The sequence below is a fragment of the Lipingzhangella halophila genome (assembly GCF_014203805.1).
Taxonomy (GTDB): domain Bacteria; phylum Actinomycetota; class Actinomycetes; order Streptosporangiales; family Streptosporangiaceae; genus Lipingzhangella; species Lipingzhangella halophila.
This window is the reverse complement of sequence record NZ_JACHJT010000001.1, coordinates 185,013-209,129: the sequence shown is the minus strand read 5'-3', so window position 1 is coordinate 209,129 and position 24,117 is coordinate 185,013. Positions and strand designations below refer to the sequence as shown.

Below are 24,117 nucleotides of genomic sequence, written 5' to 3'. Positions count from 1 at the left end.
GCACTGACCTGTCACGGTGCATGAGACGGGAACCTCACGGTAACCGTTCCCCTCGGGAGCGCCGTGGCATTTCCACGCCGAGAAACAGCTATGGCCCGCTCTGGCCCCATCGAGGGGCCGGCGGGCCGTAGCGTGCCGCGCCGCGCGTGGTCCGGCGCGAGGGTCGTCCGCGGTGCGTTACCGCTTGGAGTACTGCGGAGCCTTGCGGGCCTTCTTCAGACCGGCCTTCTTCCGCTCCACCTCGCGGGCGTCGCGGGTGAGGAAGCCGGCCTTCTTCAGCGCCGGCCGGTTGTTCTCCGCGTCGAGCCCGGCGAGCGCGCGGGCGAGGCCGTGGCGCAGGGCGCCGGCCTGGCCGCTGGGCCCGCCGCCGTTCAGCCGCGCGAACACGTCATAGCCGCCGTCGACACCAAGCGTGACCAGTGGTTCCTTGATGGTCTGCTGGTGGACCTTGTCGGGGAAGTACTCCTCGAGCGACTTGCCGTTGACCTTCCACTCGCCCGTACCGGGCTTGATGCGGACGCGGGCGACGGCCTTCTTCCGGCGACCGGTACCCGCGCTCGGGCCGGACGCGGTCGGAACGTACCCCCCTCCAGGGGCCTCGGGAGTCTCGCTGGTGTACTCAGCGGGGAACTCCTCGGGGTTGTCCTCGAAGTCCTGGGCGACGTCTTCGATGCCGGTGGGCTCGACCACGGTTCTCCTCGTACTTCCTTAACGTCTCGCGAGCGCCTACGCGGGCTGCTGGATCTTGGTGATTTCGTAAGGCACAGGCTTCTGCGCCTGGTGCGGGTGATCAGGGCCGGCGTAGACCTTGAGCTTCTTGCCCATCTGGCGGCCCAGAGAGCCCTTCGGCAGCATTCCCCTGACCGCCTTCTCGATGGCGCGGTCGGGGTGCTTGGCCATCAGCTCGCTGTAGGCGACGGAGCGCAGACCACCGGGGTAACCGGAGTGCCGGTACGCCCGCTTCTGCTCCAGCTTATTACCTGTCAGCGCCACCTTGTCGGCGTTCACGATGATCACGTAGTCACCGGTGTCGATGTGGGGCGCGTAGTACGTCTTGTGCTTGCCTCGGAGCAGTGGGGCGACGTGGCTAGCCAGCCGCCCGAGCACGACATCAGTGGCGTCGATGACGTGCCACTGACGCTGGACATCGCTGGGCTTGGGGCTGTAGGTGCGCACGATCGTAAGCCTTCGTCTCAGTCGGCGGGCGGCCATCTCCGCGCACGGAGATGGGGAACTCGTAATTACTGGACCGGAGTCCCGTAGGCGGGACCAACCGGCGATCGAGTGTGCGGACGGTGCTGCGTTATTGGCGCCCGAAGATATACCGGGGCCCCGGCAAGTCAACACACAACGACATAGCAGCCTAGCGGGTCTGCGTGCCACCAGTCAAAACGGGGGCGGAACCCCACCCGGACGGCCACACACCTGCTGCGGCTCGCATGCGTTGATCAGCGGTGGCACCGCGATCCGCGATTGCTCCCTTATTCATTATGCCGCCTGTCCCGAGTGCTTTCGCCATAACAGAGAAGCGGGCGGTGCGGCCACTTCGATGCGCGAACGCGCGAACCGCTTCGGTAACAGACGCCCGAAGCCCGGCCCCGAATCGCCCCAGACTGTCTGATACGAGCTATCCTCTCCCGGGACGGCCGATGGTTTCGATGCAGCAGATACCGGGCGCGGCAGCCCCGAACGGCCACCGGCCGCCCAACCCTGCCACCGAATACCGTCGCCACTGGCCTTCCCGGACGGCCCCGGCCGGGTCCCCACGGCTATCACGTGAGGCCGCCGGACCCGGAGAACGACGATAGAGAACAGGGCAGCACTCCGCTGCTCTCCCTCGGGGAACGGCCACCGAGGTCCTCGGTACGGCCCGCTCCGTGTCGATATCGATCCAGTTCCGCCACCCCCAGGACAGTCTCCGGAGTACTCTCATCGAACCGCATCCGAACGAGCCGAACCGTGGCCACCCCGGCCAAGGCGGCCAAGGCGAGCAACCTCCTTCCGCGGATCCCGCCTCGGAGGAGGAGAGCGGCGAACGCGCGCGTCCTGCGACCGGGGCGCCCATGAGCCCCAGCCGACCCGCACCGCCCGGTTCCCCGCAGCAGGGCCCGCCGACCGGGCAGGGGCCAGGGCAGGGTGTCCCACCGGGAGGGCCGCCTCCCGGGCCGCCCGGCGGCGCCGGGCCGCCCCACCCCGCGACCGGGCCGCAGCAGCCGCACAGCCAGAGCGGCGGCCAGCCCCCGCCCATGGCGGGCCGGCCCGCACCCGGACCAGCGGGCCCACAGGGCGGCGGACCGGGTGCCCCGCCGCAGCACGGGCAGGGCCAGCCGCCGGCGGGTCCCCCACAGCGTCCGCAAGGACAACAGGGACAGCAGGGACCCGAATCGCAGGGACCGCCGCCAGGACCACAGGGCGCCCCTCCGGGTTCGCCTGGCAGCCCCGGGGCGCCCTCGTCGGGCCCCAGCCTGCCGGCCCGCAGATCCGGACCACCCCAGGGGCAACCACCCCAGGGCACGCCGCCGCACGCCCCCTCTGGCCCGCAACAGCCACCCCAGGGGGCGCCCGGCCCGCAGCGCCCTCCGGGACCTCCGCCCCAGGGCGCCAGCGGCCCGCAGCAGCCGCCTCAGGGCGCCAACGGGCCACCACGGCCGCCCCAAGGGGCACCCGGGCCGCCGCCGAACGGGCCTCCCGGCCCGCAGCGCCCTCCGGGCCCCCCGCCCCCGGGCGCCAGCGGTGCCCAACAGCCGCCCCAGGGCACACCGCCACCGGGCTCACCGGCCGCACCCGCGGGCGGGCCTGGTCCACGGCCCGGTGCCGGGCCGCCCCCTGGACCTCCCCCGCACACGGGTCCCCAGGCACCGCCGCACGGCTCCCCCGGAGGGCCACCCGGCCCCGCCGGTGCGCCCAACGCCCCTCCCCCAGGGTCGCCGTTCCCGCCTGGACCCCCCGGCCCTCCGCCGGTCGGCGGGCCGACCGGCGGGCAGCAACCGCTACAGGGACGCGTCATGCCCCCCGGAACCGACGATCCGGGGGCCGAGAGCGCGGTCGAGGCCGAGCCCGTGTTCCCGCCCGAAGCCGCCGAGTCCACCCAGAACATGAACGCGGTGGCCGGCGACGCCACCCAGGCGGTACCACCGGTCAACGACGCGTTCGGCGGCCGGCCGATGTTCCGCGACGAGACCCCGGGATCGGCCAACGAGCGCACCACCACGGCCGAGATCGACCTGTCCGAGCTGTCCGAGCCCGACAGCAGCGGACCGTCCAAGCGGACCAAGATGCTGCTCCTCGCGGGCGGGTTCCTCGCCCTGCTGCTCATCGCCGGCGGGGGTGCGTTCCTGCTCGCCGCCAACGGTTCCGACGAGGGCGGGGACGTGGCGGGATCGGGCGCGCTCGAACCCGGCGATGTCTTCCCCGAGTCCGCCGAGATCGCGGGCGAGACCTACGAGCTGGCCATCACCGACGACACCGAGAAGTGCGGGACCGCCGCGCACGGCGACTACGGCGATGCTCTCGACGACAACAACTGCGAGCAGATCATCCGGGCCTCCTATGTCAACGAGGACAAGACGCGCGCCGTGACCGTCGGCGTGGCGGCCATGGACTCGGCCGAGGATGCCAAGAAGGCGCAGGAGGCCCAGGACCTGGAGAACGCCGAGTGGTTCGCCGGGCTCAGCGGCAAGGAAGGCAGCGGTACGGAACGCATGGAGATCGCCGGGGGGCACGGCTCTGGCGCGCAGTGGGAGCGCTACCTCGTCTTCGCTCTCGCCTCCAACACCGACGGCCGCACCGCCGAGGGGAATATGGACGAGCTCACCGAGATCGGCGACGAGTTCGCCGAGGTGCCCTACGAGCCCCTGGGCGTCTCCTGACCAAGGCCGGTTGGTGGGGCGGCCCGCGGTGATCGGTCCTGGTGCCCGATGGTGGCGCATCCGACGGGCGCAGCGAGGACAGTGGATGGCCGGCCCCGGGAATCGCTACGGGTGCCCGATAGTGGCGCGCCCGACGAGGGCGGCGAAGGCCGGCAGTGGGCCCGCCCCCGGGGGTCGTTCCTGGTGCCCGATGGTCGCCCGTGCGACGGGGGCGGCGGCGACTGGTGGTGGAGCCAGTGGGGTGTCTGTGGTGTGGTTCTCGGTGCGGGGCCGCGCCGAGACTGTCTGTGGGGCCGGTCTCGGCGCCGAATCTGTCCGCACGGCCGGTTTCGGTGCGGCGTGAGGGCGGGCAGCGGAGATCCCAAGCCCCGTGCCGGGCGAAAGCAGGCAGCCCCCGGAACCCTGCGCCGTCCTCGCCGCCCCGTTGCGTGCGCCACCACCGGGCACCAGAAGCGGCCCCCGCAGGCCTGGCCACCCACCGTCCCCACTGCTCTCGTCGGACGCGCAACCGCCCGCGGCCCGTACCGGTGACTACCACCCCGACCATCCGGCTCTGTCGTCGCTGATATCGCTGGGAGCGCCACCAGCGGGCGCCCGCACCGACCACCGCAGGCTGGCCCACCACCGGCATTCGCTGCCCCGTCGCGTGCGCCGCTAGCAGGGGCCAGCACCGACACGTGTCCACCCCAGCCATCCGGTCCCTCGCCCCCGTTGCCAACCGCAGGCGTGCGGTTGGCAAAGCCACGAAATCCGAGAGTGCTACGAAGGAACCGAATCCGCACGATCGGCGCGCACGCCGTGATGCGGCCTCACGATCCCCGGAAAGGTGTCCGGACCCTGCGGGTGGTGGCCGCGCGTTCGGCGAGGGCGTGGTCGTCGGGGTAGCGGACCTCCTCGAGTGTCAGGCCGTGCGCCTGCACCACGTGTACCCCGGAGTCGCGCACACCGGCGTCCAGGACGCGGCGCGGCCACCCGGGGTCCTGGCGGCCGTCCCCAACCGCCAGCAGCGCGCCCACCAAGGCCCGGACCATGTTGTGGCAGAACGCGTCGGCCTGGACGGTGCCCGCGTACAGGTGCGCGCTCTCCCGGGTCCATTCCAGGCGCAGCAGCTCCCGGATGGTGGTCGCGCCCTCGCGCCTGCGGCAGTAGGCCGCGAAGTCGTGCTCGCCCACCAGGTCGGCCGCCGCCTCGCTCATCCGGTCCGGATCGAGCGGGTGCCGGTGCCACAACACGTCGTGTCGCCGCAGCGGGTCGACCCCTCCTGGGGCGTCACTGACCCGGTAGACATACCGGCGGAACAACGCTGAGAAGCGCGCGTCGAACCCCGGCGGGGCCTCGGATACCGCGTGCACCCGCACGTCCGGCGGGAGCACTCCGGCCAGACGGCGCAGCAGACGGTCCCCGTCGACGGCCCAGATCTCGCGGGGGACGTCCAGGTGCGCCACCTGCCCGCGGGCGTGCACACCGGCGTCGGTGCGTCCCGCGACGGTCAATCGGGCGCTGTCGACCCGCAGCACCCGCCGCAGCGCCACCTGCAGCTCCCCCTGGACCGTGCGGCGGTCCGGCTGCTCCGCCCAGCCCGAGAAACCCGCACCGTCATAGGCGATGTCCAGGCGGACCCGGACGGTGTCCGGGTCCGTGGCGGTGCCGGTTCCTGTCTCAGCGTCAACATCGGCCGCCATCAAAGCTCTCCACACGAAAGACGAGCGCCCGATCCCCAACGGGGACCGGGCGCCGTGTACTCAGCGGAACGCGGGTTCCTACTTCTCGCTGTCCGAGGACTCGCCCTCGGCCCGCTCCGTCGCCTGCGCCTCGGCGGCCGGCTCGGAGGTGGACTCCTCCGCGGCCTGGTCATCCGCCTCGGGCGCGGCGGCACTCTCCTGCGCCGGCTGCGCGGCACGGGAGGACGCGGGCCGCGCCGGGGCGGCCTCGACCAGCTCGATCACCGCCATCGGAGCGTTGTCGCCCTTGCGCGAACCGACCTTGGTGATGCGGGTGTACCCACCGTCGCGGTTCTCGTAGCGCGGACCGATCTCGGTGAAGAGCTCATGCACCACCGACTTGTCGGTGACCTTGCGCAGCGCGAGACGCCGGGCGTGCAGGTCGCCCCGCTTGCCCAGGGTGATGAGCTTCTCCGCGTACGGACGCAGGCGCTTCGCCTTGGCCTCCGTCGTCTTGATGCGACCGTGCTGGAACAGCGCGCTCGCGAGGTTCGCCAGCATGAGCTGCTCGTGAGACGGGCCGGAACCCAGACGAGGCCCCTTCGTTGGCGTGGGCATGGTGTGGTTCTCCTAGTGGTGCGGCCCTGGCCGGGCAGCCGACCGCGGGCCGTTGGCGACGTCTTCTAGTACTGCTCGGTCTCGACGAAGGACTCCTCGTCGTCTTCCGAACCGTAGGAGTCGGCCGCAGTGGTGGGGTCGAATCCGGGCGGGGAGTCCTTCAGGGAAAGGCCCATGTCGATGAGCTTCTGCTTGACCTCCTCGATGGACTTCGCACCGAAGTTCCGGATGTCGAGAAGGTCCTGCTCGGAGCGTGCGACAAGCTCGCCAACGCTGTGGATGCCCTCACGCTTGAGGCAGTTGTAGGAACGGACCGTCAGGTTGAGGTCCTCGATCGGCAGCGCCAGGTCGGCAGCCAGAGCGGCGTCGGTCGGCGACGGGCCCATGTCGATGCCTTCGGCGTCGACGTTGAGCTCGCGTGCCAGGCCGAACAGCTCGACCAGGGTCTTGCCCGCACTCGCGACAGCGTCCCGGGGCCGGATGGACGGCTTGGTCTCGATGTCCACGATCAGCCGGTCGAAGTCGGTGCGCTGCTCCACACGGGTGGCCTCGACCTTGTAGGTGACCCGCAGGACGGGCGAGTAGATCGAGTCGATCGGAATGCGCCCGATCTCCTGGCCGACCTGCTTGTTCTGGGTGGCCGAGACGTAGCCGCGGCCGCGCTCGACCGTGAGCTCCATCTCAAGCTTGCCCTTGCTGTTCAATGTCGCGATGTGCAGGTCCGGGTTGTGCACCTCGACCCCGGCCGGCGGGGCGACATCGGCCGCCGTGACGACACCGGGCCCCTGCTTGCGCAGGTACATCAGGACCGGCTCGTCGTGCTCGGAGCTGATCACCAGGCCCTTGAGATTCAGGATGATCTCGGTGACGTCCTCCTTCACACCGGGCACGGTGGTGAACTCGTGCTCGACGCCCTCGATGCGGATGCTGGTGACAGCAGCACCGGGGATGGAGGACAGCAGGGTCCGGCGCAGCGAGTTTCCGATCGTGTACCCGAAACCCGGCTCAAGTGGTTCAACAACGAACTTCGAGCGAAGGTCCGAGATCGTTTCCTCGGAGAGCGATGGACGCTGTGCGATCAACATGGTCGCTGTTTCCTTTCCCACGGCCGCCCGCTATTTGACGGCCACTGGTCGGCTCCGCGGCCGCGGAGCCGGTGCAACACGGCCTCCCGGTGCCCTACGAGCCCGCGAGGCCACACACCGCGCGGGTCAGACCCGCCGGCGCTTCGGCGGCCGGCACCCGTTGTGCGGGACCGGCGTTACGTCCTGGATCGAACCCACCTCAAGGCCGGTGGCCTGCAGCGAGCGAATCGCGGTCTCGCGGCCGGAGCCGGGGCCCTTCACGAAGACGTCCACCTTGCGCGTCCCGTGCTCCTGGGCGCGGCGCGCGGCGGCCTCGGCGGCCATCTGCGCGGCGTAGGGGGTCGACTTGCGCGAGCCCTTGAACCCGACCTGCCCGGAACTCGCCCACGAGATCACCGAGCCACTGGGGTCGGTGATGCTCACGATCGTGTTGTTGAACGTGCTCTTGATGTGAGCATGGCCGTGGACAATATTCTTCTTTTCCTTGCGGCGCACCTTGCGCGCGGCGCCCTGCTGCTGACGGCCCTTAGGCGGCATACCAGTGAACTCCCAAGATCATCGGTCCGTTGGTTGGTACCGGACGTTTGTCGCGACGTCCGGGCGGACTACTTCTTGCCGGACTTCTTCTTTCCGGCCACAGTCTTCTTCTTACCCTTGCGCGTACGCGCGTTGGTCTGCGTGCGCTGACCCTTGACCGGGAGGCCACGGCGGTGCCGGATTCCCTGGTACGAGCCGATCTCCATCTTGCGGCGGATGTCGGCCTGGACCTCTCGCCGGAGGTCACCTTCCACCTGGTAGTTCGCGCCGATCCAGTCACGGAGCTGGACCAGCTCGTCCTCGGTGAGCTCGTGAACGCGGGTCGCCGCGCTGACGCCCGTGTTCTTCAGGGTCTCGGCGGCGCGGGTGCGGCCGATTCCGTAGACGTAGGTGAGCGCGATCTCCACTCGCTTGTCGCGAGGAAGGTCAACGCCTTCGAGACGTGCCATCTGGGCGATCTCCCTTGGAACTCTGCGGAGGTCTTTCCCGTCCCTGCCCTCTCATCGCCCAACCGACGAGGCCCCGGCCTCCGACCGGGGGTGTCCCCCTGCGCGGGGGATCGGAACGAGATCTATTGACTTCTGGCGGATCCGCGACGCGGGACGCGCGCCCGCGTTTCGTGCGGGAAGCGGGTTGCTAGCCCTGCCGCTGCTTATGCCGCGGATCCGAGCAAATGACCATGATCGTGCCGTGCCGGCGAATCACGCGGCACTTCGAACAGATCTTCTTGACGCTCGGCTTGACCTTCATTGTCTCTCCGGACTCGTCCCATCGGCGCTGTCCGACAGCGCGCGGTGGCTACTTGTAGCGGTAAACGATGCGCCCGCGCGTAAGGTCGTACGGGCTCAGCTCCACGACGACGCGGTCGTCGGGAAGAATGCGGATGTAGTGCATCCGCATCTTGCCGCTGATGTGGGCAAGGACCTTGTGCCCGTTGTCGAGCTCCACTCGGAACATAGCGTTGGGTAGGGACTCGATAACGGAGCCCTCGATCTCGATGGCGCCGTCTTTCTTGGCCATGTCCTCCACGCTTCGTTCATCGACTAAGTTGACTGGACTACCCCGACGCGCTTCCAGCCGCCCGGCGGTCGAGGACCGAGGGCGTGTGTGGAAAGGGAGCCACTCGCCGATCCACCCCGCGAGAAGCGCACGCTGGAAGATCAGGTCAACTGCAGTAGCATACGCCAGCGCAACGAACGAATGCGAATGTAGGCAGACTGACCCAACAGCCCGCGTATGGGCATGCCCAGTCTATCGCGTTCCGACCAGTGCTCTCGACGGTCGTCGCACCCCGCCGGCATCCGCCCGGAACTACGCCGCTATCTCGCGTTTCCCGGCCTGTCCCGCCGCATCGAGGCGGCCCCGATGGTGCTGGCCAGCAGCACCACACCCCATGGCCCCGCCACCCACAAGAACCACGGGTAGGTCGCGCCGGCGGTAACGGCGGTGATCAGCCAGATGGTGAAGCACAGTGCGTTCACGCCGGCCCACACGCCCCACGCGGCCTTCACCGCGGCGGCCGAGCCGTTGCGGGAGGCGACCGACCGCGGGGCTTCGGTGGGAAGGTCCGCGAGGTCGCGCTCGGGCAGGTCCTCGGTAAGCGGCACGAGGTCGGCCCTGGTTCTTGCGTTGTAGGCGTTCTCCAACCGGCTGGTGAACTCGTCGTCCTCCAGGCGGCCCTGTGCGAAGTGCTCCCGCAGCATCGCGGCCACGCGCTCGCGGTCGGCGTCCGATACCCGCATCTGCGGAGTGTTCTCCGACATCGCGCGCCCTCTCGTCGAACTGCGGGCCACCCTGGCCGAACGGCCGCCCTTGCCAGGGTAGTCGAACGCCCGCGGCACGGCCACGCTGCGTTGGCTGGCCCGCGATCAGCGGCGCCAGGCCGGGCTCAGTTGTCGGGGTCCGGAAAACCCAGCTCGGCGAGCTTCTCCCGGTTCTCGTCGCGCGCCGTGAGAACCAGCGGGCCCTCAGCGGTGACGGCCACCGAGTGCTCGAAGTGTGCCGAGCGGGAGCTGTCGCGCGTGACCACGGTCCACTGGTCGTCCAGCGTAACCACGTGCCGGGTGCCCAGGTTCGTCATGGGCTCGATCGCCAGGCACATACCTTCGGCGATCCCCATTCCCTTGCGCGGCTTGCCGTAGTTCAGCACGTGCGGATCCATATGCATCTCGGTACCGATGCCGTGTCCACCGTACTCCTGGACGTTGCCGTAGCCACCGCTCTGGCGGACAAAGCTGTCGATGGCGTGCCCGATGTCGCCGAGGTGCCGTCCGGGACGGAGCTGAGCGATCCCCCGCCACATCGATTCCTCGCAGACCCGCAGCAATGCGGCGTCGTCCACGCTGACCTCACCGATCGGGAAGGTGATCGCGGAGTCGCCGTGCCAGCCGTCGAGGATCGCACCGCAGTCGATGGAGATGATGTCGCCGTACCGCAGTATCTTGCTCTCGCGCGGGATCCCGTGTACGACCTCCTCGTTCACCGAGGTGCAGATGGAGCCCGGGAATCCCCAGTACCCCTTGAAGGACGGCACCGCCCCGGCGTCCCGGATGCTCCGCTCAGCGATGGCGTCGAGGTCCAGCGTGCTCATCCCCGGCTCGGCCGAGGCCCTGAGCAGGTCCAGGGTGCTGGCCACCACCCGCCCAGCCGCGCGCATCTTCGCGATCTGGGCGGGCGTCTTCAACTGGACCGCCGGTTCGGCCTTACGGAACATGTCAGGCCTGACTACGCAGGGCGTCCAGCGCCCGTGCGGCGATGTCTTCGACGGCACCGGTGGCGTCGATTGTCTGCAGGATGCCTTCGTTCCGGTAGAACGCGACCAGCGGCGCGGTCTGCTCGTCGTAGACCTCCAGCCGGCGCCGGATGGTCTCCTCGCGATCGTCCTCGCGCTGGAACAGCTCGCCGCCGCAGTTGTCGCAGACCCCGTCGACCTGCGGCGGGTCGTACTCGAGGTGCTGCACGTGACCGCAGCTCCGGCAGGAGCGGCGCCCCGCGAGCCGCCGGACAACCTCCTCCTGATCGACCGCGAGCTCGAGCACGACATCAAGCCGCTCGCCGAGGTCGTTCAGGATCTTGTTCAGGGTCTCGGCCTGCGCGACGTTGCGCGGAAAGCCATCGAGGAGGAAGCCCGCTTGGGCGTCCTCCTGGGCCAACCGGTCGCGGACCATCTCGTTGGTGACCTCGTCGGGGACGAGCTCACCGCGGTCCATGTACGTTTTGGCCTGTTTTCCAAGGTCAGTGCCACCACTGACGTTGGTGCGGAAGATGTCCCCAGTGGACACCTTCGGTATCGACAACTCGGACGCCAAGATCTGGGCCTGGGTACCCTTGCCGGCCCCAGGAGGCCCCACCAATACGGCACGCACTATCGCAGAAAACCTTCGTAGTTCCTCTGCTGGAGGTGACTCTCGATCTGCTTCACCGTGTCCAGCCCGACACCAACCATGATCAGGATGCTCGTACCACCGAAGGGAAAGCCTTGTCCGGCACCAGCCTGGCCAAGGGCGATCATCGGCAGCAGAGCGATCAGACCCAGGTACAGCGAGCCGGGGGTCGTCAGCCGAGTCAGCACGTAGTCGAGATATTCGGCGGTCGGACGCCCCGGACGGATACCCGGGATGAACCCACCGTACTTCTTCATGTTGTCGGCTACTTCAGCGGGGTTGAAGGTAATGGCCACGTAGAAGAACGCGAAGCCCACGATCAGGAAGAAGAACGTGGCCATGTACACCGGATGCGTGCCGCCGACGAAGTACTCCTGCAGGAAGCGCACCACGGGGTTCTGGGAGTCCTCGCCCATGAGGCCGATGGCGAGCTGCGGCAGGTACAGCAGGGAGGACGCGAAGATGACCGGGATGATGCCGGCCTGGTTGACCTTCAGCGGGATGTAGGTGGAGCTTCCGCCGTACATCCGCCGGCCGACCATCCGCTTCGCGTACTGGACGGGGATCCGCCGCTGCGCCTGCTCCATGAAGACCACACCGGTGATGAGCACCAGACCGGCGACACAGATCAGCGCGAACAGCCAGGTGTCCTGCTCCTCCCAGAGGCCCGCGATGGAGGACGGGAAGACGGCGATCACCTGCGTGAAGATGAGCAGCGACATCCCGTTGCCGACCCCGCGCTCGGTGATCAGCTCACCGAACCACATGATGATCCCGGTGCCGGCCGTCATCACGAACACCATGGTCACCAGGGTCATGATGCTCTGGTCGGGCATATAGGTGTGGGCCTGGATCTGCCCCTGGAAGAGCTGCCCGGTACGCGCCATGGCGACGATGCTGGTAGCTTGCAGGACCGCCAGAGCCAGGGTCAGATACCGCGTGTACTGGGTAATCTTGCCCTGGCCAGCCTGGCCTTCCTTCTTCAGCGACTCCAGCCGCGGAATGACCACCGTGAGCAGGTTGATGATGATGCTCGCGGTGATGTAGGGCATGATGCCCAGGGCGAAAACGGCCAGTTGCAGTAGCGCGCCACCACTGAACAGGTTGACCAGCGCGTAGATTCCCGCGGTGTCGTTGGCCTGCACCGTCTCCATCTGGTCCCGGATCGCCGCCGAGTTGATCCCCGGAGCGGGAATCACCGAGCCCAGCCGGAAGATCGTCAGGATAAACAGTGTGAACAGCAGCTTGTTTCGCAGGTCCGGCGTGCGGAACGCACGGACGAACGCACCTAGCACGTCTCCTCCTGCGAGGCTCCGGCGGCGGAACCGATTCGAGACATCGCGGTCGATCCTGAATCGTCGGGTGAGTGTTCAGCACCGAGCGGGAGCCCGGGGCCTGAGAAGTCAAACAGATGGCACTGTAACAGCCAATCGCCGCAACCGAAGGATCTTCGAGGTCACAGCCGGTATCCGACCGCTTCCAGAAGGTTTCTGCCCGCTCCGGCGAATCGCGTGGGGGCGCCCGATGGCCCCAATGTAATGGGTCGTGCCAAACGGGCGCCCCAGGAGCGCGAACCTGCTGTTCGCTCCTTAGCGCTCAGTGGTGGTGCCACCGGCCGCAGCGATCTTCTCCTTGGCCGAGGTGGAGAACGCGTCGGCGCTCACCTGGACAGCCACCGAGATCTCGCCGGTGCCCAGCACCTTGACGGGCCTGTTCTTGCGAGCCGCTCCCTTGGCGACCAGCCCCTCGACCGTGACCTCGCCGCCCTGCGGGTACAGCTCGCTCAGCTTGTCCAGGTTGACGACCTGGTAGGTCGTCTTGAACCGGGCGTTGCTGAACCCCTTGAGCTTGGGTATCCGGCGGATGAGCGGCATCTGGCCGCCCTCGAAGCCGGCGGGGACGGTCGACCGAGCCTTCGTTCCCTTGGTACCGCGACCGGCCGTCTTCCCCTTCGACGCCTCGCCGCGACCCTTGCGGATCTTGGCCTTGTTGGCGCCGGAAGCCGGGCGGAGGTGGTGGAGCTTGAGCGGCTCGTCGGGGGTGTACTCATTGCTCATGAGCTGACCTCCTCGACGGTGACGAGGTGCGCGACCACATTGACCTGGCCGCGAACCCCGGGATGGTCGTCACGCAGCACAGATTTTCCGATCCGGCCAAGACCCAGCGAACGAAGGTTGTCGCGCTGCTTCTGGTTACCGCCGATCTTCGACCGGACCTGCGTGATCTTCAACTTCGCCATTGTCAGGCACCCGCTTTCGTCTCCGCCCGGGCGCGCAGCATCGCGGCCGGTGCGACGTCCTCAAGCGGCATGCCACGGCGCGCGGCGATCTCCTCGGGCTGCTTCAACTGCTTCAGCCCGGCGACGGTCGCGTGCACGATGTTCAGCGGGTTGGCCGACCCCAGCGACTTGCTGAGGACGTCGTGGACCCCCGCGCACTCCAGAACCGCACGAACCGGACCACCGGCGATAACACCGGTACCAGGAGCGGCCGGGCGCAGCAGGACGACGCCTGCGGCGTCCTCGCCCTGCACCTTGTGCGTGATCGTGCCCTGGATTCGCGGCACTCGGAAGAAGTTCTTCTTGGCCTCGTCGACACCCTTGGCGATCGCCGAGGGCACCTCCTTGGCCTTGCCGTATCCCACTCCGACCATGCCGTTGCCGTCGCCTACGACCACCAGAGCGGTGAAGCTGAAGCGCCGCCCGCCCTTGACGACCTTGGCGACCCGGTTGATGGTCACGACTTTCTCGATATAGGAGACACCCTTGTCTGCGGCGCCGCCGCGGCGATCGTCACGGCGGTCTCGCCGCTCGCCACCGGCGCCGCGCCGCGGAGCTGCAGCCATCAGTGGTTCCTCTTCTCGTGGTAGTTACTGCGTTGGGTGGAGCTCATCCGATCAGAACTCCAGCCCGCCGGCGCGCGCGCTGTCGGCCAGCGCGGCGATGCGGCCGTGGTACTGGAAGCCACCGCGGTCGAAGACAACCGCGCTGATCCCCGCGTCCTTGGCCCGCTGCGCCAACAGCGCACCGACCTCGCGCGACCGCTCGGTCTTGGTCTTCTCTCCACCCCGGACAGTCGTGTCCATGCTCGACGCCGACACCAGGGTGTGTCCCCGGGTGTCGTCGATGACCTGGGCAACGATGTGCTTGGAGGAGCGGGTCACGACCAGACGCGGCCGCTCGGGCGTACCCGAGATCTTCTTGCGAACGCGCAGGTGCCGCCGCGCACGTTGCGCCGTGCGCGTAGCCGTCCCCTTGCGAGCCCGCACCATGCTCTTCGTCATGCTCACTTACCCGCCTTTCCGGACTTGCGGCGGATCTGCTCACCCTGGTACCGCACGCCCTTGGCCTTGTACGGGTCGGGCTTGCGCAGGCTGCGGATGTTCGCGGCGACCTGCCCGACAAGCTGCTTGTCGATGCCCTCGACGTGCAGCAGGGTCGGCCGCTCAACGCGGAAGGTCACGCCCTCCGGCGGCTCCACCACAACGGGGTGGCTGTAGCCCAGCGAGAACTCCAGGTTGTCTCCACGGGCCTGGACCCGGTAACCCACACCGTGGATCTCCAGGGTCTTGGTGAAGCCCTTGGAGACACCCTCGACCAGATTCGCGAGCAGGGCACGCGTGAGCCCGTGCAGCGAGCGGTTGTCGGGGTGGTCGTCGGGACGCTCGACCGTGATTGTGCTGTCCTCGTGGGACACGGTGATCGGCTCAGCCACGGAGTGGCTCAGTTCGCCCTTCGGCCCCTTGACTTTGACGTCTTGCCCGTCAATCGTGACTTCGACGCCCTTGGGGACCGAGATCGGCAGTCGACCGATACGCGACATGCTGATTCTCTCCCTCTACCAGACGTAGGCGAGGACTTCGCCGCCCACGCCTCGCTTCTTGGCCTGCTTGTCGGTCATCAGGCCGCCGGACGTCGAAATGATGGCCACACCAAGGCCTCCCAGGACCCGCGGAAGGTTGTCCTTCTTCGCGTAGACCCGCAGGCCCGGCTTTGACACCCGGCGGACGCCAGCGATCGAACGCTCCCGCGTGGGCCCGTACTTCAGCTCCACCAGGAGGTCCTGACCAACCGCGGCTTCCTCGGTGCGCCAGTCCTGAACGTAGCCTTCCTGCTTGAGGATCTCGGCGATGTGTGCCTTGATCTTCGAATACGGCATTCGCACGATCTCGTGATATGCCGAATTCGCGTTGCGCAGACGCGTAAGCATGTCTGCGATCGGGTCGGTCATCGTCATGGCCGATTGGCCCTTCCTCGCCGCGGTTTCCCCAAGGACAGGACTTTCCCTCTAGCCTGTTCCGCGCGCCCCGTGGGCGCACGTGGTTCCTCTAGGACCTACGGCGTGGTCATGGGCAGCCGCCGGCGTAGCCGGCCACTGCCCGGTCGGTTGTCTGTCACTCGATCGTTGGTGCGGCGGAATCGCTCCCTGCCGCATCCCGTACGCTGCCGCGGACAGCAGCGATCCAGGCCGGCCCGTGCGTCGGACCGGCCCGGAAGGGACTTACCAACTAGCCTTGGTGATACCCGGAAGCTCGCCGCGGTGCGCCATCTCGCGGAAGCAGATGCGGCAGAGGCCGAACTTCCGGTAGACGGCACGCGAACGCCCGCACCGCGAACACCGAGTATATCCGCGAACCGCGAACTTCGGCTTCCGGTTCGCCTTGGCGATCAACGCTTTCTTAGCCATCTGTTGTCACCCTTCAGGCTTCCTTGAACGGGAAGCCGAGCTGCTTGAGCAGGCTCCGCCCTTGCTCGTTGGTGGTCGCCGAGGTAACGACCGTGATGTCCATCCCACGAGGGCGGTCGATCCGGTCCGGATCGATCTCGTGGAACATCACCTGCTCGGTCAGGCCGAACGTGTAGTTGCCGTGCCCGTCGAACTGCTTGGGAGACAACCCGCGGAAGTCGCGGATCCGCGGCAGCGCCAGCGAGAGCAAGCGGTCGAGGAACTCCCACATCCGGTCGCCGCGAAGCGTCGCGCTGACCCCGATGGGCATTCCCTCGCGCACCTTGAACTGCGCGATCGACTTCCGCGCCCGGTTCACCTTCGGCTTCTGCCCGGTGATCGCCGACAGATCGGCGACCGCACCCTGGATGAGCTTCGCGTCGCGGGCGGCCTCGCCGATCCCCATGTTGACCGCGATCTTGGTCAGCCCGGGGATCTGCATGACGTTGCCCAGCCCGAACTCCTCCTGGAGCGCCGGGGCGATCTCGGAGCGGTACTTCTGCTTGAGCCGGGGCATCTCCCGGGCGACGGTGGCAGTGTCGGTGCCTGTGTCGGTGTCGTTAGTGACCGTCATCAGATGTCCTTACCGGTACGGCGGGAGATCCGAACTTTCGTTCCGTCCTCCTCGAAGCGGTAACCGACACGGACGGGATTGCCGTCCTCCACGATCGCAACATTGCTCACGTGGATCGGCGCCTCCTTCGTGACGACCTCGCCCTGCTGACCGCCCGCCGGGTTGGCCTTCTTGTGTTTCTTGATGAGGTTCACGCCCTCGACAACGACACGCTCCTCCTTGGGAATGGCCCGGATGACCTTCCCAGTGGCACCCTTGTCCTTGCCGGCGATGACGATGACCTCGTCGTTCTTTTTAATCTTCATCGCCTAGAGCACCTCCGGCGCTAGCGAGATGATGCGCATGAACTTCTTCTCCCGCAGCTCGCGCCCGACCGGGCCGAAGATGCGAGTGCCCCGCGGATCCCCGCCGTCCTTGATGAGCACAGCGGCGTTCTCATCGAAACGGATGTAGGAGCCGTCGGGCCGGCGGCGCTCCTTCCGGGTGCGCACGATCACGGCCTTGACGACATCGCCCTTCTTCACGCCAGCGGCGGGAAGGGCGTCCTTCACCGTCGCCACGATGGTGTCGCCGGTGCTCGCGTACCGCCGACCCGAGCCGCCAAGGACACGGATGGTCAGAATCTCCTTGGCCCCCGTGTTGTCGGCGACCTTGAGTCGCGACTCCTGCTGAATCACGTCTGCTCCTGATAACTGCGCCCGGGCTTACGCCCGCGCATGCTAGGTGGTCTCACCCCTTGGGCGGCCGATCACCACAAACCGACCGCCAAGGCAGGGGTTTACTTAGCCTTCTCCAGGATCTCCACGACGCGCCAGCGCTTGGTCGCGGACAGCGGCCGGGTTTCCATCATGCGCACCCGGTCGCCGACACCGCAGGTCTCCGCTTCGTCGTGGGCCTTGTACTTCGTGGTGCGGCGGATGACCTTGCCGTAAAGCGAGTGCTTCACGCGGTCTTCCACCTCGACAACGACGGTCTTGGCCATCTTGTCGCTGACGACATAGCCCTCGCGCACCTTGCGGTAGTTACGCGTGGCGGTCTTGTTGTTGGTCTCGCTCATTCGGCCGCTTCCTTCGCCTTCTCAGCCGACTCACCAGCAAGCGGCATGATGCCGAGCTCGTGCTCCCGCATGACCGTGTAGATCCGCGCGATCTCGCGCTTCACGGTGCGCAGCCGACTATGGTTGTCAAGCTGCCCGGTGGCGGCCTGGAAGCGGAGGTTGAACAGCTCTTCCTTCGCCTCCTTGAGCTTGGAGACCAGATCCTCCTGGGAGTGGTCCCGAAGCTCCTGGGCGGTCAGGGACTTCGCCATCACGCCTCCACTTCGCGCTTGCTACTTGCCTTGTCAACGCCCGACGACGGGAGCCCGCGCATCGCACGCACCATTACTCCCACACCTCGCGCTTCACGTACTTGCACTTCATGGGCAACTTGTGCATCGCCCGGCGCAGGGCTTCCTTGGCCACCGGCTCCGCCACACCCGAGAGCTCGAACATCACACGCCCGGGCTTGACCGGCGCGACCCACCACTCGGGAGAGCCCTTGCCGGAACCCATGCGGGTCTCCGCGGGCTTCTTGGTCATGGGCCGGTCCGGGAAGATGTTGATCCACACCTTCCCGCCGCGGCGGATGTGCCGCGTCATGGCGATACGGGCGGCCTCGATCTGCCGGTTGGTGACGTAGGCGGGTTCGATCGCCTGGATCCCGTACTCACCAAAGTTCAGCCGCGTTCCACCCTTGGCGCGACCGCTGAGGTCCGGGTGGTGCTGCTTGCGGTACTTCACCTTGCGGGGAATGAGCATTGGTCAGCTCCCCTCTTTCCCGGACTTCTCGGTGCCCTGTCCCGCCTCGGCGGTCGCACCGGACTTCGCCTCGGACTGGGCGTTCTGCCCGCCCTGCTGGCCGCCGCCGCGGCGCCGGCGCTGCGAAGAACGCTCGCGGCGCTGCTGGCCGCCGGCGCCTCCGCCACCGCCGCCACCCGGGGCGCGCTGTGCGGCCTGCGCGGCCTCGCGCTCGGCCCGGGTCTGCGGGGCGTCGCCCTTGTAGATCCAGACCTTCACGCCGATGCGGCCGAACGTCGTACGGGCCTCGAAGAAGCCGTAGTCGATGTCGGCGCGCAGCGTGTGCAGCGGCACCCGGCCTTCGCGGTAGAACTCCGAACGCGACATCTCTGCGCCACCCAGGCGTCCGCCACATTGGATGCGGATGCCCTTGGCGCCGCTCTTCATCGCGCTCTGCATTGCCTTGCGCATGGCCCGTCGGAACGCGACCCGGCTCGAAAGCTGCTCCGCGACACCCTGGGCGACGAGCTGTGCATCGATCTCAGGCGTCTTGACCTCGAAGACGTTCAGCAGTACCTGCTTCTTCGTCAGCTTTTCGAGGTCGGCGCGGATGCGGTCCGCTTCGGAGCCCCGGCGACCGATGACAATGCCCGGCCGGGCGGTGTGCACGTCGACCCGGACACGGTCACGGGTGCGCTCGATGTCCACCTTGGAGATTCCGGCGCGCTCCATGCCGCGGTTCAGCATCCGGCGGATGGCCACGTCTTCCTTGACGTAGTCCTTATACAGCTTGTCGGCGTACCACCGGCTCTTGAAATCGGTGGAGATGCCGAGCCGGAACCCGTGCGGGTTGACTTTCTGCCCCACTATCGGGTCCTTTCCTTCGTCTTCGCCGCCGAGCCGCCAGCGGTTTCCTTCGGCTCGACGACAACAGTGATGTGGCTCGTCCGCTTGGTCACCCGGAACGCACGGCCGAAGCCTCGCGGCCGAATCCGCTTCAGGGTCGGACCCTCGTCCACCCAGGTGCGGCTGACCACCAGCGTCTCGCGGTCCAGCTTGTCGTTGTGCTCGGCGTTGGCAATGGCGCTCGCGAGCACCTTGCCAACCGGTTCGCTCGCCGACTGCGGGGCGAACCGGAGTACCGCCTGTGCCTCGTCAGCGGGCAACCCGCGAATAAGGTCCACCACCCGGCGGGCCTTTCGGGGCGTAACACGGATATACCGTGCCCGGGCCCTGGTTCCCATCGCTTTTCCCTCGCTCACGGAAAATCACCCCCACGCACCGTGGGGAAACGGCTCTTCTACGCTCCTGCAACCGCTAACGGCGGCTACGGCGGTCCTCTTTGACGTGGCTGCGGAAAGTGCGCGTGGGAGCGAACTCGCCGAGCTTATGGCCCACCATCGATTCGGAGATGAACACCGGGACGTGCTTACGGCCATCGTGGACGGCGATCGTGTGTCCGATCATCTCCGGAATGATCATGGAGCGCCGCGACCAAGTCTTGATGACGTTCTTGGTGCCCTTCTCGTTCTGCGCGTCCACCTTCTTGATCAGATGGTCGTCGACGAAAGGCCCCTTCTTCAGGCTACGTGGCATCTGACGTGCTCCTTACCGCTTCTTCTTGCTACGCCGACGCACGATGAGCCGGTCGCTGTCCTTGTTCGGCCTGCGGGTGCGCCCTTCGGGCTTGCCCCAGGGGCTGACCGGATGGCGACCACCCGAGCTCTTGCCCTCGCCACCGCCAAGGGGGTGGTCAACCGGGTTCATGACGACACCGCGGACGGTCGGGCGCCTGCCCTTCCACCGCATGCGGCCGGCCTTGCCCCAGTTGATGTTGGACTGCTCGGCGTTCCCGACCTGACCGACCGTGGCGCGGCAGGTGATCTCGACCTGGCGCATCTCACCGGAGGGCATACGCAGCGTGGCGTACTTGCCTTCCTTGGCGAGCAACTGGATCTGCGTTCCCGCGGAACGGCCCAGCTTCGCGCCACCGCCCGGCTTCAGCTCGACCGCGTGCACGAACGTACCCGTCGGGATGTTCCGCAGCGGGAGGCAGTTGCCCGGCTTGATGTCGGACTTGGGCCCGTTCTCCACCTTGTTGCCCTGCTTGAGACCGGCCGGGGCGAGAATGTAGCGCTTCTCCCCGTCGGCGTAGTGCAGCAGCGCGATCCGCGCGGTGCGGTTCGGGTCGTACTCGATGTGCGCGACCTTCGCGGGGACGCCGTCCTTGTCGTGCCGGCGGAAGTCGATCACCCGGTAGGCCCGCTTGTGTCCACCGCCCTGGTGGCGCGTGGTGATCCGGCCGTGGCCGTTCCGCCCGCCTTTGGAGTGGAGCGGACGCACCAGGGACTTCTCGGGCGTCGAGCGCGTGATCTCGACGAAGTCGCTCGCGCTCGACCCGCGACGACCCGGTGTCGTCGGCTTGTGCTTACGAATGCCCATCTTCTTCGCGCATTCCTTAACGTGGTAATCGGTTCGAAGCGGTCAGGCGAACACGAGTCAGGCGCCGAAAATGTCGATCCGGTCACCGTCGCGCAGGCTGACAATGGCGCGCTTGGTGTCGGGCCGTTTCCCGTAGCCGAAACGCGTACGCTTGCGCTTGCCCGGACGGTTGATCGTGTTCACGCTCGTGACCTTCACGTCGAAGATCTTCTCGACCGCGATCTTGATCTGTGTCTTGTTGGCGTCGGGCCGGACGATGAACGTGTACTTGTTCTCGTCCAGCAGCCCGTAACTCTTCTCGGAGATCACCGGTTCGACGATGATGTCCCGAGGGTCAGGGATCCTCACTGGTCGTCCTCCTGAGACATCCCGGTCGTCGAGGCGCCGGCCGCGTGGGCCAGGAACTCCTCGTAGCCGTGCTCGGTGAAGACGATGTCGTCCGACTTCAGGACGTCGTAGGTGTTCACCTGGCCGGCGTCGAGGACGTGCACCTCGCTCAGGTTGCGCAGCGCGAGACGGTTGTTCGTGTCCTCGTGACCCAGGACCACCAGCACCTTGCTGGATTCGGTGACCTGGCGCAGCGCCTTCATAGCGGTCTGGGTTCGCTTGCTGGTGACGTCCTCGGCGACGAACTCGCTGATGACGTGCACCCGGCCGTGGCGCGCCCGGTCGGACAGGGCCCCGCGCAGAGCGGCGGCCTTCATCTTCTTGGGCGTGCGCTGGCTGTAGTCGCGGGGCTTGGGCCCGTGCACAATGCCGCCGCCGGTGAACTGCGGGGCGCGGATGGAGCCCTGCCGCGCGCGGCCGGTCCCCTTCTGGCGGTACGGCTTCTTCCCGCCGCCGCGGACCTCGCCGCGGGTCTTCGTCGAGTGCGTCCCCTGCCGGCCCGCCGCCTGCTGGGCGATAACGACCTGGTGCATCAGGGGGATGTTCACCTTCTGGTCGAAGATCGACCCGGGCAGCTCGACGCTCCGGCCCGACGCACCGTCGGGGTTCTTGACCTCGATCGTCGCCATGACTTAGCTGACCTCCTTCACGGCGGTGCGAACCAGCACCAGCCCACCGTTGGGCCCGGGAACCGCGCCCTTGACGAGCACGAGGCCCTTCTCGGCGTCAACCTGGTGCACGACGAGGCTCTGGATGGTCGTGCGCTTGTTCCCCGAGCGTCCGGCCATCTTGGTCCCCTTGAACACGCGCCCGGGCGTGGCGGCGCCGCCGATGGCTCCGGGTGAGCGGTGCTTGCGCTGGGTACCGTGCGAGGCGCCGAGGCCGCGGAAGCCGTGGCGCTTCATCACACCGGTGAAGCCCTTGCCCTTGCTCTTGCCCGTGACGTCGACCTTCTGGCCGGCTTCGAAGTCCTCGGCGGTGATCTCCTGGCCGAGCTGGTACTCGGAGGCCTCGCTCGTGCGCACCTCGACGTAGTGCCTGCGCGGGGTCAGACCGTGCCTGCGCAGGTAGTCGCCGAGTGGCTTGTTCACCTTGCGCGGGTTGATCTGCCCGTACCCGAGTTGGATGGCGGAGTAGCCATCGGTGTCGGGAGTCCGGACGCGGGTCACGACGCACGGACCGGCCTTCAGGACCGTGACGGGCACGACCTTGCCCTGGTCGTCGAAGACTTGGGTCATGCCGAGCTTCTCGCCCAGTACTCCCTTGATCTGCTTGGTGGCCATGTCAGTGCGTCCCTTAAAGCTTGATCTCGATGTCGACGCCGGCCGGAAGGTCGAGCCGCATAAGCGAGTCGACGGTCTTCGGCGTCGGGTCGATAATGTCGATCAGCCGCTTGTGCGTGCGCATCTCGAAATGCTCACGCGAGTCCTTGTACTTGTGCGGCGAACGGATGACACAGTAAACGTTCTTTTCCGTCGGCAACGGCACCGGGCCAGCGACCTGCGCGCCAGTCCGCGTCACGGTCTCGACAATTTTGCGAGCCGAGCTGTCGATGACCTCGTGGTCATAGGCCTTGAGCCGAATGCGGATCTTCTGTCCCGCCATGGTGGCCTTTTCGTCCTTCGCTTATGTGTCCGTAGTGGCACGGTGCCAGTTGAGGCCCCATGCACTGCAGAGGCTGCCCTTGTCGTTCGTGAGGCCCTATTCACCTGAGAAACTGCTACAGGGCTATCCCCTGAGGTGCATCACCGCTACAGAGCCCGATGACGTCGTTCCTTGTGGCGGCCCGGCCGGCGCTCGCTGCCCGACCGCCTTGGGGGCGGCGCCCCTTTGGCGGCACCGCCCCCGCGGTTGGTCCTACTTGATGATCTTGGTAACCCGGCCGGCGCCGACGGTCCGGCCACCCTCGCGGATGGCGAACTTGAGGCCCTCCTCCATGGCTACCGGCTGGATCAGCTGGACCGACATCTCGGTGTTGTCGCCCGGCATAACCATCTCGGTGCCCTCGGGCAGCGTGACGACGCCGGTGACGTCCGTGGTGCGGAAGTAGAACTGCGGCCGGTAGTTGTTGAAGAAGGGCGTGTGCCGTCCGCCCTCGTCCTTGGACAGGATGACGACCTGCGCCTCGAACTCGGTGTGCGGGGTGGTCGTGCCCGGCTTGATGACAACCTGGCCGCGCTCGACGTCCTCACGCTTGATGCCGCGCAGCAGCAGACCGACGTTGTCGCCGGCCTGGCCCTGGTCGAGCAGCTTGCGGAACATCTCCACGCCGGTGACGGTCGTGGTCTGCTTCTCGTCCTTGATGCCGACGATGTCGACGGTCTCGCTGGTCTTGATGACACCGCGCTCGACGCGGCCGGTGACAACGGTGCCGCGACCGGTGATCGAGAAGACGTCCTCGATCGGCATCAGGAAGGGCTTGTCGACGTCGCGCTCCGGGTTCGGAATGTTCTCGTCGACGGCCTTCATGAGCTCCATGACCTGCTCGCCGGCGGCCTCGTCGCCCTCCATCGCCTTGAGCGCGGAGACCTTGACCACCGGGACCTCGTCACCGGGGAACTCGTACTCGTTGAGGAGCTCGCGGACCTCCAGGTCCACCAGGTCGAAGATCTCGTCGTCGTCGACCATGTCGGCCTTGTTCAGCGCGACAACGATGTAGGGAACGCCAACCTGGCGAGCCAGCAGGACGTGCTCCTTGGTCTGCGGCATCGGGCCGTCAGTGGCCGCCACGACCAGGATCGCACCGTCCATCTGCGCGGCACCGGTGATCATGTTCTTCACGTAGTCGGCGTGGCCGGGGCAGTCCACGTGGGCGTAGTGGCGCTGCTCCGTCTCGTACTCGACGTGCGCGACGGAGATCGTGATGCCGCGCTCCTTCTCCTCAGGAGCGTTGTCGATGTCCTCGAACGGAGTGAACGGGTTCAGCTCCGGCAGTTGGTTGTGGAGGACCTTGGTGATCGCGGCGGTAAGCGTGGTCTTACCGTGGTCGATGTGACCGATGGTGCCGATGTTTACGTGCGGCTTGGTCCGCTCGAACTTGGCCTTCGCCACTGGACTTCT

Annotated in this window: 36 protein-coding genes; 1 reads left to right on the top strand and 35 read right to left on the bottom strand. The window is 67.4% G+C overall.

What is annotated here, in order from left to right; genetic code table 11:
- Window positions 1-177 precede the first annotated feature (177 nt).
- Window positions 178-690: a 30S ribosomal protein S9 gene (gene rpsI / locus F4561_RS01060; protein ID WP_184573849.1), complete on the bottom strand. Its 513-nt coding sequence runs from the start codon at window positions 688-690 to the stop codon at window positions 178-180.
- A gap of 36 nt (window positions 691-726) precedes the next feature.
- Window positions 727-1,176 carry a 50S ribosomal protein L13 gene (gene rplM / locus F4561_RS01055; RefSeq protein WP_184573847.1) on the bottom strand — a complete coding sequence of 150 codons (450 nt, stop codon included), beginning with the start codon at window positions 1,174-1,176 and terminating at the stop codon, window positions 727-729.
- Between the two features lie 1,829 nt (window positions 1,177-3,005).
- Between rplM and F4561_RS01050 the strand changes: the two genes are divergently transcribed.
- A complete protein-coding gene (locus tag F4561_RS01050; RefSeq protein WP_184573845.1) occupies window positions 3,006-3,869 on the top strand; it encodes a hypothetical protein in 864 nt (287 codons plus the stop codon).
- An 809-nt stretch (window positions 3,870-4,678) separates the two neighbouring features.
- Here the strand turns inward: F4561_RS01050 and truA are convergent.
- From truA to tuf, 33 genes are all read right to left on the bottom strand, one after another.
- On the bottom strand, window positions 4,679-5,551 hold the full coding sequence (gene truA, locus F4561_RS01045) for a tRNA pseudouridine(38-40) synthase TruA (RefSeq protein WP_184573843.1): 873 nt from the start codon (window positions 5,549-5,551) through the stop codon (window positions 4,679-4,681).
- 78 nt (window positions 5,552-5,629) lie between these two features.
- A complete protein-coding gene (gene rplQ / locus F4561_RS01040; protein ID WP_184573841.1) occupies window positions 5,630-6,148 on the bottom strand; it encodes a 50S ribosomal protein L17 in 519 nt (172 codons plus the stop codon).
- 65 nt (window positions 6,149-6,213) lie between these two features.
- On the bottom strand, window positions 6,214-7,233 hold the full coding sequence (locus F4561_RS01035) for a DNA-directed RNA polymerase subunit alpha (protein ID WP_184573839.1): 1,020 nt from the start codon (window positions 7,231-7,233) through the stop codon (window positions 6,214-6,216).
- Between the two features lie 126 nt (window positions 7,234-7,359).
- The gene (gene rpsK / locus F4561_RS01030) at window positions 7,360-7,770 is read right to left on the bottom strand and encodes a 30S ribosomal protein S11 (RefSeq protein WP_184573837.1); all 411 of its coding nucleotides are present in this window, start codon (window positions 7,768-7,770) and stop codon (window positions 7,360-7,362) included.
- Between the two features lie 68 nt (window positions 7,771-7,838).
- Entirely contained in the window at window positions 7,839-8,219 is a 381-nt protein-coding gene (gene rpsM, locus F4561_RS01025) for a 30S ribosomal protein S13 (protein ID WP_184573835.1), read from the bottom strand.
- Window positions 8,220-8,406: 187 nt separating this feature from the next.
- A complete protein-coding gene (gene rpmJ, locus F4561_RS01020; RefSeq protein ID WP_123201939.1) occupies window positions 8,407-8,520 on the bottom strand; it encodes a 50S ribosomal protein L36 in 114 nt (37 codons plus the stop codon).
- Between the two features lie 48 nt (window positions 8,521-8,568).
- Window positions 8,569-8,790, bottom strand: coding sequence for a translation initiation factor IF-1 (gene infA, locus F4561_RS01015; protein ID WP_017593374.1), 222 nt, complete (start codon window positions 8,788-8,790; stop codon window positions 8,569-8,571).
- A 299-nt stretch (window positions 8,791-9,089) separates the two neighbouring features.
- A complete protein-coding gene (locus F4561_RS01010) occupies window positions 9,090-9,533 on the bottom strand; it encodes a DUF1707 domain-containing protein (protein ID WP_184573833.1) in 444 nt (147 codons plus the stop codon).
- Window positions 9,534-9,658: 125 nt separating this feature from the next.
- Window positions 9,659-10,483 carry a type I methionyl aminopeptidase gene (gene map / locus F4561_RS01005; protein WP_184573831.1) on the bottom strand — a complete coding sequence of 275 codons (825 nt, stop codon included), beginning with the start codon at window positions 10,481-10,483 and terminating at the stop codon, window positions 9,659-9,661.
- A gap of 1 nt (window position 10,484) precedes the next feature.
- The gene (locus F4561_RS01000; RefSeq protein WP_184582992.1) at window positions 10,485-11,123 is read right to left on the bottom strand and encodes an adenylate kinase; all 639 of its coding nucleotides are present in this window, start codon (window positions 11,121-11,123) and stop codon (window positions 10,485-10,487) included.
- 11 nt (window positions 11,124-11,134) lie between these two features.
- Window positions 11,135-12,448, bottom strand: coding sequence for a preprotein translocase subunit SecY (gene secY, locus F4561_RS00995; protein WP_184573829.1), 1,314 nt, complete (start codon window positions 12,446-12,448; stop codon window positions 11,135-11,137).
- Window positions 12,449-12,742: 294 nt separating this feature from the next.
- The gene (gene rplO / locus F4561_RS00990) at window positions 12,743-13,210 is read right to left on the bottom strand and encodes a 50S ribosomal protein L15 (RefSeq protein WP_184573827.1); all 468 of its coding nucleotides are present in this window, start codon (window positions 13,208-13,210) and stop codon (window positions 12,743-12,745) included.
- Window positions 13,207-13,392 carry a 50S ribosomal protein L30 gene (gene rpmD / locus F4561_RS00985; protein WP_184573825.1) on the bottom strand — a complete coding sequence of 62 codons (186 nt, stop codon included), beginning with the start codon at window positions 13,390-13,392 and terminating at the stop codon, window positions 13,207-13,209. The genes rplO and rpmD overlap by 4 nt, the downstream gene beginning before the upstream one ends.
- Before the next feature lie 2 nt (window positions 13,393-13,394).
- A complete protein-coding gene (gene rpsE, locus F4561_RS00980) occupies window positions 13,395-13,997 on the bottom strand; it encodes a 30S ribosomal protein S5 (RefSeq protein ID WP_184573823.1) in 603 nt (200 codons plus the stop codon).
- 51 nt (window positions 13,998-14,048) lie between these two features.
- Window positions 14,049-14,435: a 50S ribosomal protein L18 gene (rplR, locus tag F4561_RS00975; protein ID WP_281384134.1), complete on the bottom strand. Its 387-nt coding sequence runs from the start codon at window positions 14,433-14,435 to the stop codon at window positions 14,049-14,051.
- A 2-nt stretch (window positions 14,436-14,437) separates the two neighbouring features.
- A complete protein-coding gene (gene rplF, locus F4561_RS00970; RefSeq protein ID WP_184573821.1) occupies window positions 14,438-14,974 on the bottom strand; it encodes a 50S ribosomal protein L6 in 537 nt (178 codons plus the stop codon).
- Window positions 14,975-14,989: 15 nt separating this feature from the next.
- On the bottom strand, window positions 14,990-15,388 hold the full coding sequence (rpsH, locus tag F4561_RS00965) for a 30S ribosomal protein S8 (protein ID WP_184573818.1): 399 nt from the start codon (window positions 15,386-15,388) through the stop codon (window positions 14,990-14,992).
- Window positions 15,389-15,652: 264 nt separating this feature from the next.
- The gene (locus F4561_RS00960) at window positions 15,653-15,838 is read right to left on the bottom strand and encodes a type Z 30S ribosomal protein S14 (RefSeq protein ID WP_184573816.1); all 186 of its coding nucleotides are present in this window, start codon (window positions 15,836-15,838) and stop codon (window positions 15,653-15,655) included.
- A 13-nt stretch (window positions 15,839-15,851) separates the two neighbouring features.
- Window positions 15,852-16,451, bottom strand: coding sequence for a 50S ribosomal protein L5 (gene rplE / locus F4561_RS00955; protein ID WP_184573813.1), 600 nt, complete (start codon window positions 16,449-16,451; stop codon window positions 15,852-15,854).
- Window positions 16,451-16,756: a 50S ribosomal protein L24 gene (rplX, locus tag F4561_RS00950; protein WP_184573811.1), complete on the bottom strand. Its 306-nt coding sequence runs from the start codon at window positions 16,754-16,756 to the stop codon at window positions 16,451-16,453. Before rplX ends, rplE begins: the two co-directional genes overlap by 1 nt.
- A 3-nt stretch (window positions 16,757-16,759) precedes the next feature.
- Entirely contained in the window at window positions 16,760-17,128 is a 369-nt protein-coding gene (gene rplN / locus F4561_RS00945) for a 50S ribosomal protein L14 (RefSeq protein ID WP_123201926.1), read from the bottom strand.
- A 101-nt stretch (window positions 17,129-17,229) separates the two neighbouring features.
- Window positions 17,230-17,508, bottom strand: a complete 279-nt coding sequence (rpsQ, locus tag F4561_RS00940) for a 30S ribosomal protein S17 (RefSeq protein ID WP_184573808.1) — start codon at window positions 17,506-17,508, stop codon at window positions 17,230-17,232.
- Complete coding sequence (rpmC, locus tag F4561_RS00935; RefSeq protein ID WP_184573806.1) at window positions 17,505-17,759, bottom strand: 50S ribosomal protein L29; 255 nt, start codon at window positions 17,757-17,759, stop codon at window positions 17,505-17,507. Before rpmC ends, rpsQ begins: the two co-directional genes overlap by 4 nt.
- Before the next feature lie 73 nt (window positions 17,760-17,832).
- Window positions 17,833-18,249 (bottom strand): 50S ribosomal protein L16, encoded by a 417-nt coding sequence (gene rplP / locus F4561_RS00930; protein WP_184573804.1) that lies wholly within the window; start codon window positions 18,247-18,249, stop codon window positions 17,833-17,835.
- Between the two features lie 3 nt (window positions 18,250-18,252).
- The gene (gene rpsC, locus F4561_RS00925) at window positions 18,253-19,095 is read right to left on the bottom strand and encodes a 30S ribosomal protein S3 (RefSeq protein WP_184573801.1); all 843 of its coding nucleotides are present in this window, start codon (window positions 19,093-19,095) and stop codon (window positions 18,253-18,255) included.
- On the bottom strand, window positions 19,095-19,472 hold the full coding sequence (rplV, locus tag F4561_RS00920; RefSeq protein WP_184573798.1) for a 50S ribosomal protein L22: 378 nt from the start codon (window positions 19,470-19,472) through the stop codon (window positions 19,095-19,097). The genes rpsC and rplV overlap by 1 nt, the downstream gene beginning before the upstream one ends.
- A gap of 73 nt (window positions 19,473-19,545) precedes the next feature.
- Window positions 19,546-19,824 carry a 30S ribosomal protein S19 gene (rpsS, locus tag F4561_RS00915; RefSeq protein WP_184573795.1) on the bottom strand — a complete coding sequence of 93 codons (279 nt, stop codon included), beginning with the start codon at window positions 19,822-19,824 and terminating at the stop codon, window positions 19,546-19,548.
- A gap of 12 nt (window positions 19,825-19,836) precedes the next feature.
- A complete protein-coding gene (gene rplB, locus F4561_RS00910) occupies window positions 19,837-20,670 on the bottom strand; it encodes a 50S ribosomal protein L2 (RefSeq protein ID WP_184573793.1) in 834 nt (277 codons plus the stop codon).
- 57 nt (window positions 20,671-20,727) lie between these two features.
- Window positions 20,728-21,018 carry a 50S ribosomal protein L23 gene (gene rplW, locus F4561_RS00905; RefSeq protein WP_184573789.1) on the bottom strand — a complete coding sequence of 97 codons (291 nt, stop codon included), beginning with the start codon at window positions 21,016-21,018 and terminating at the stop codon, window positions 20,728-20,730.
- The gene (gene rplD / locus F4561_RS00900; protein WP_184573786.1) at window positions 21,015-21,686 is read right to left on the bottom strand and encodes a 50S ribosomal protein L4; all 672 of its coding nucleotides are present in this window, start codon (window positions 21,684-21,686) and stop codon (window positions 21,015-21,017) included. Before rplD ends, rplW begins: the two co-directional genes overlap by 4 nt.
- 3 nt (window positions 21,687-21,689) lie before the next feature.
- Window positions 21,690-22,340: a 50S ribosomal protein L3 gene (rplC, locus tag F4561_RS00895; RefSeq protein WP_184573783.1), complete on the bottom strand. Its 651-nt coding sequence runs from the start codon at window positions 22,338-22,340 to the stop codon at window positions 21,690-21,692.
- A gap of 13 nt (window positions 22,341-22,353) precedes the next feature.
- Window positions 22,354-22,662, bottom strand: a complete 309-nt coding sequence (gene rpsJ, locus F4561_RS00890) for a 30S ribosomal protein S10 (RefSeq protein ID WP_013156110.1) — start codon at window positions 22,660-22,662, stop codon at window positions 22,354-22,356.
- A gap of 252 nt (window positions 22,663-22,914) precedes the next feature.
- Entirely contained in the window at window positions 22,915-24,108 is a 1,194-nt protein-coding gene (gene tuf, locus F4561_RS00885; protein WP_184573780.1) for an elongation factor Tu, read from the bottom strand.
- Between the last annotated feature and the right edge of the window lie 9 nt (window positions 24,109-24,117).

What these genes read in the sequence shown, in the direction of transcription:
- rplO (WP_184573827.1), bottom strand. Translation starts at nt 13,210, where the DNA reads ATGAGCAATGAGTACACCCCCGACGAGCCGCTCAAGCTCCACCACCTC.
- rplQ (WP_184573841.1), bottom strand. Translation starts at nt 6,148, where the DNA reads ATGCCCACGCCAACGAAGGGGCCTCGTCTGGGTTCCGGCCCGTCTCAC.
- F4561_RS01010 (WP_184573833.1), bottom strand. Translation starts at nt 9,533, where the DNA reads ATGTCGGAGAACACTCCGCAGATGCGGGTATCGGACGCCGACCGCGAG.
- rplD (WP_184573786.1), bottom strand. Translation starts at nt 21,686, where the DNA reads ATGGCGACGATCGAGGTCAAGAACCCCGACGGTGCGTCGGGCCGGAGC.
- rplC (WP_184573783.1), bottom strand. Translation starts at nt 22,340, where the DNA reads ATGGCCACCAAGCAGATCAAGGGAGTACTGGGCGAGAAGCTCGGCATG.
- map (WP_184573831.1), bottom strand. Translation starts at nt 10,483, where the DNA reads ATGTTCCGTAAGGCCGAACCGGCGGTCCAGTTGAAGACGCCCGCCCAG.
- rplV (WP_184573798.1), bottom strand. Translation starts at nt 19,472, where the DNA reads ATGGGAACCAGGGCCCGGGCACGGTATATCCGTGTTACGCCCCGAAAG.
- rpsQ (WP_184573808.1), bottom strand. Translation starts at nt 17,508, where the DNA reads ATGAGCGAGACCAACAACAAGACCGCCACGCGTAACTACCGCAAGGTG.
- F4561_RS01035 (WP_184573839.1), bottom strand. Translation starts at nt 7,233, where the DNA reads ATGTTGATCGCACAGCGTCCATCGCTCTCCGAGGAAACGATCTCGGAC.
- rpsH (WP_184573818.1), bottom strand. Translation starts at nt 15,388, where the DNA reads ATGACGATGACCGACCCGATCGCAGACATGCTTACGCGTCTGCGCAAC.
- rpmD (WP_184573825.1), bottom strand. Translation starts at nt 13,392, where the DNA reads ATGGCGAAGTTGAAGATCACGCAGGTCCGGTCGAAGATCGGCGGTAAC.
- rpsM (WP_184573835.1), bottom strand. Translation starts at nt 8,219, where the DNA reads ATGGCACGTCTCGAAGGCGTTGACCTTCCTCGCGACAAGCGAGTGGAG.
- rpmC (WP_184573806.1), bottom strand. Translation starts at nt 17,759, where the DNA reads ATGGCGAAGTCCCTGACCGCCCAGGAGCTTCGGGACCACTCCCAGGAG.
- F4561_RS01050 (WP_184573845.1), top strand. Translation starts at nt 3,006, where the DNA reads ATGCCCCCCGGAACCGACGATCCGGGGGCCGAGAGCGCGGTCGAGGCC.
- rplB (WP_184573793.1), bottom strand. Translation starts at nt 20,670, where the DNA reads ATGGGCATTCGTAAGCACAAGCCGACGACACCGGGTCGTCGCGGGTCG.
- rpsS (WP_184573795.1), bottom strand. Translation starts at nt 19,824, where the DNA reads ATGCCACGTAGCCTGAAGAAGGGGCCTTTCGTCGACGACCATCTGATC.
- rplR (WP_281384134.1), bottom strand. Translation starts at nt 14,435, where the DNA reads ATGACGAAGAGCATGGTGCGGGCTCGCAAGGGGACGGCTACGCGCACG.
- rpsE (WP_184573823.1), bottom strand. Translation starts at nt 13,997, where the DNA reads ATGGCTGCAGCTCCGCGGCGCGGCGCCGGTGGCGAGCGGCGAGACCGC.
- infA (WP_017593374.1), bottom strand. Translation starts at nt 8,790, where the DNA reads ATGGCCAAGAAAGACGGCGCCATCGAGATCGAGGGCTCCGTTATCGAG.
- rpmJ (WP_123201939.1), bottom strand. Translation starts at nt 8,520, where the DNA reads ATGAAGGTCAAGCCGAGCGTCAAGAAGATCTGTTCGAAGTGCCGCGTG.
- rpsK (WP_184573837.1), bottom strand. Translation starts at nt 7,770, where the DNA reads ATGCCGCCTAAGGGCCGTCAGCAGCAGGGCGCCGCGCGCAAGGTGCGC.
- rplE (WP_184573813.1), bottom strand. Translation starts at nt 16,451, where the DNA reads ATGACGGTCACTAACGACACCGACACAGGCACCGACACTGCCACCGTC.
- rpsJ (WP_013156110.1), bottom strand. Translation starts at nt 22,662, where the DNA reads ATGGCGGGACAGAAGATCCGCATTCGGCTCAAGGCCTATGACCACGAG.
- rplF (WP_184573821.1), bottom strand. Translation starts at nt 14,974, where the DNA reads ATGTCGCGTATCGGTCGACTGCCGATCTCGGTCCCCAAGGGCGTCGAA.
- F4561_RS00960 (WP_184573816.1), bottom strand. Translation starts at nt 15,838, where the DNA reads ATGGCTAAGAAAGCGTTGATCGCCAAGGCGAACCGGAAGCCGAAGTTC.
- truA (WP_184573843.1), bottom strand. Translation starts at nt 5,551, where the DNA reads ATGGCGGCCGATGTTGACGCTGAGACAGGAACCGGCACCGCCACGGAC.
- rplP (WP_184573804.1), bottom strand. Translation starts at nt 18,249, where the DNA reads ATGCTCATTCCCCGCAAGGTGAAGTACCGCAAGCAGCACCACCCGGAC.
- rplX (WP_184573811.1), bottom strand. Translation starts at nt 16,756, where the DNA reads ATGAAGATTAAAAAGAACGACGAGGTCATCGTCATCGCCGGCAAGGAC.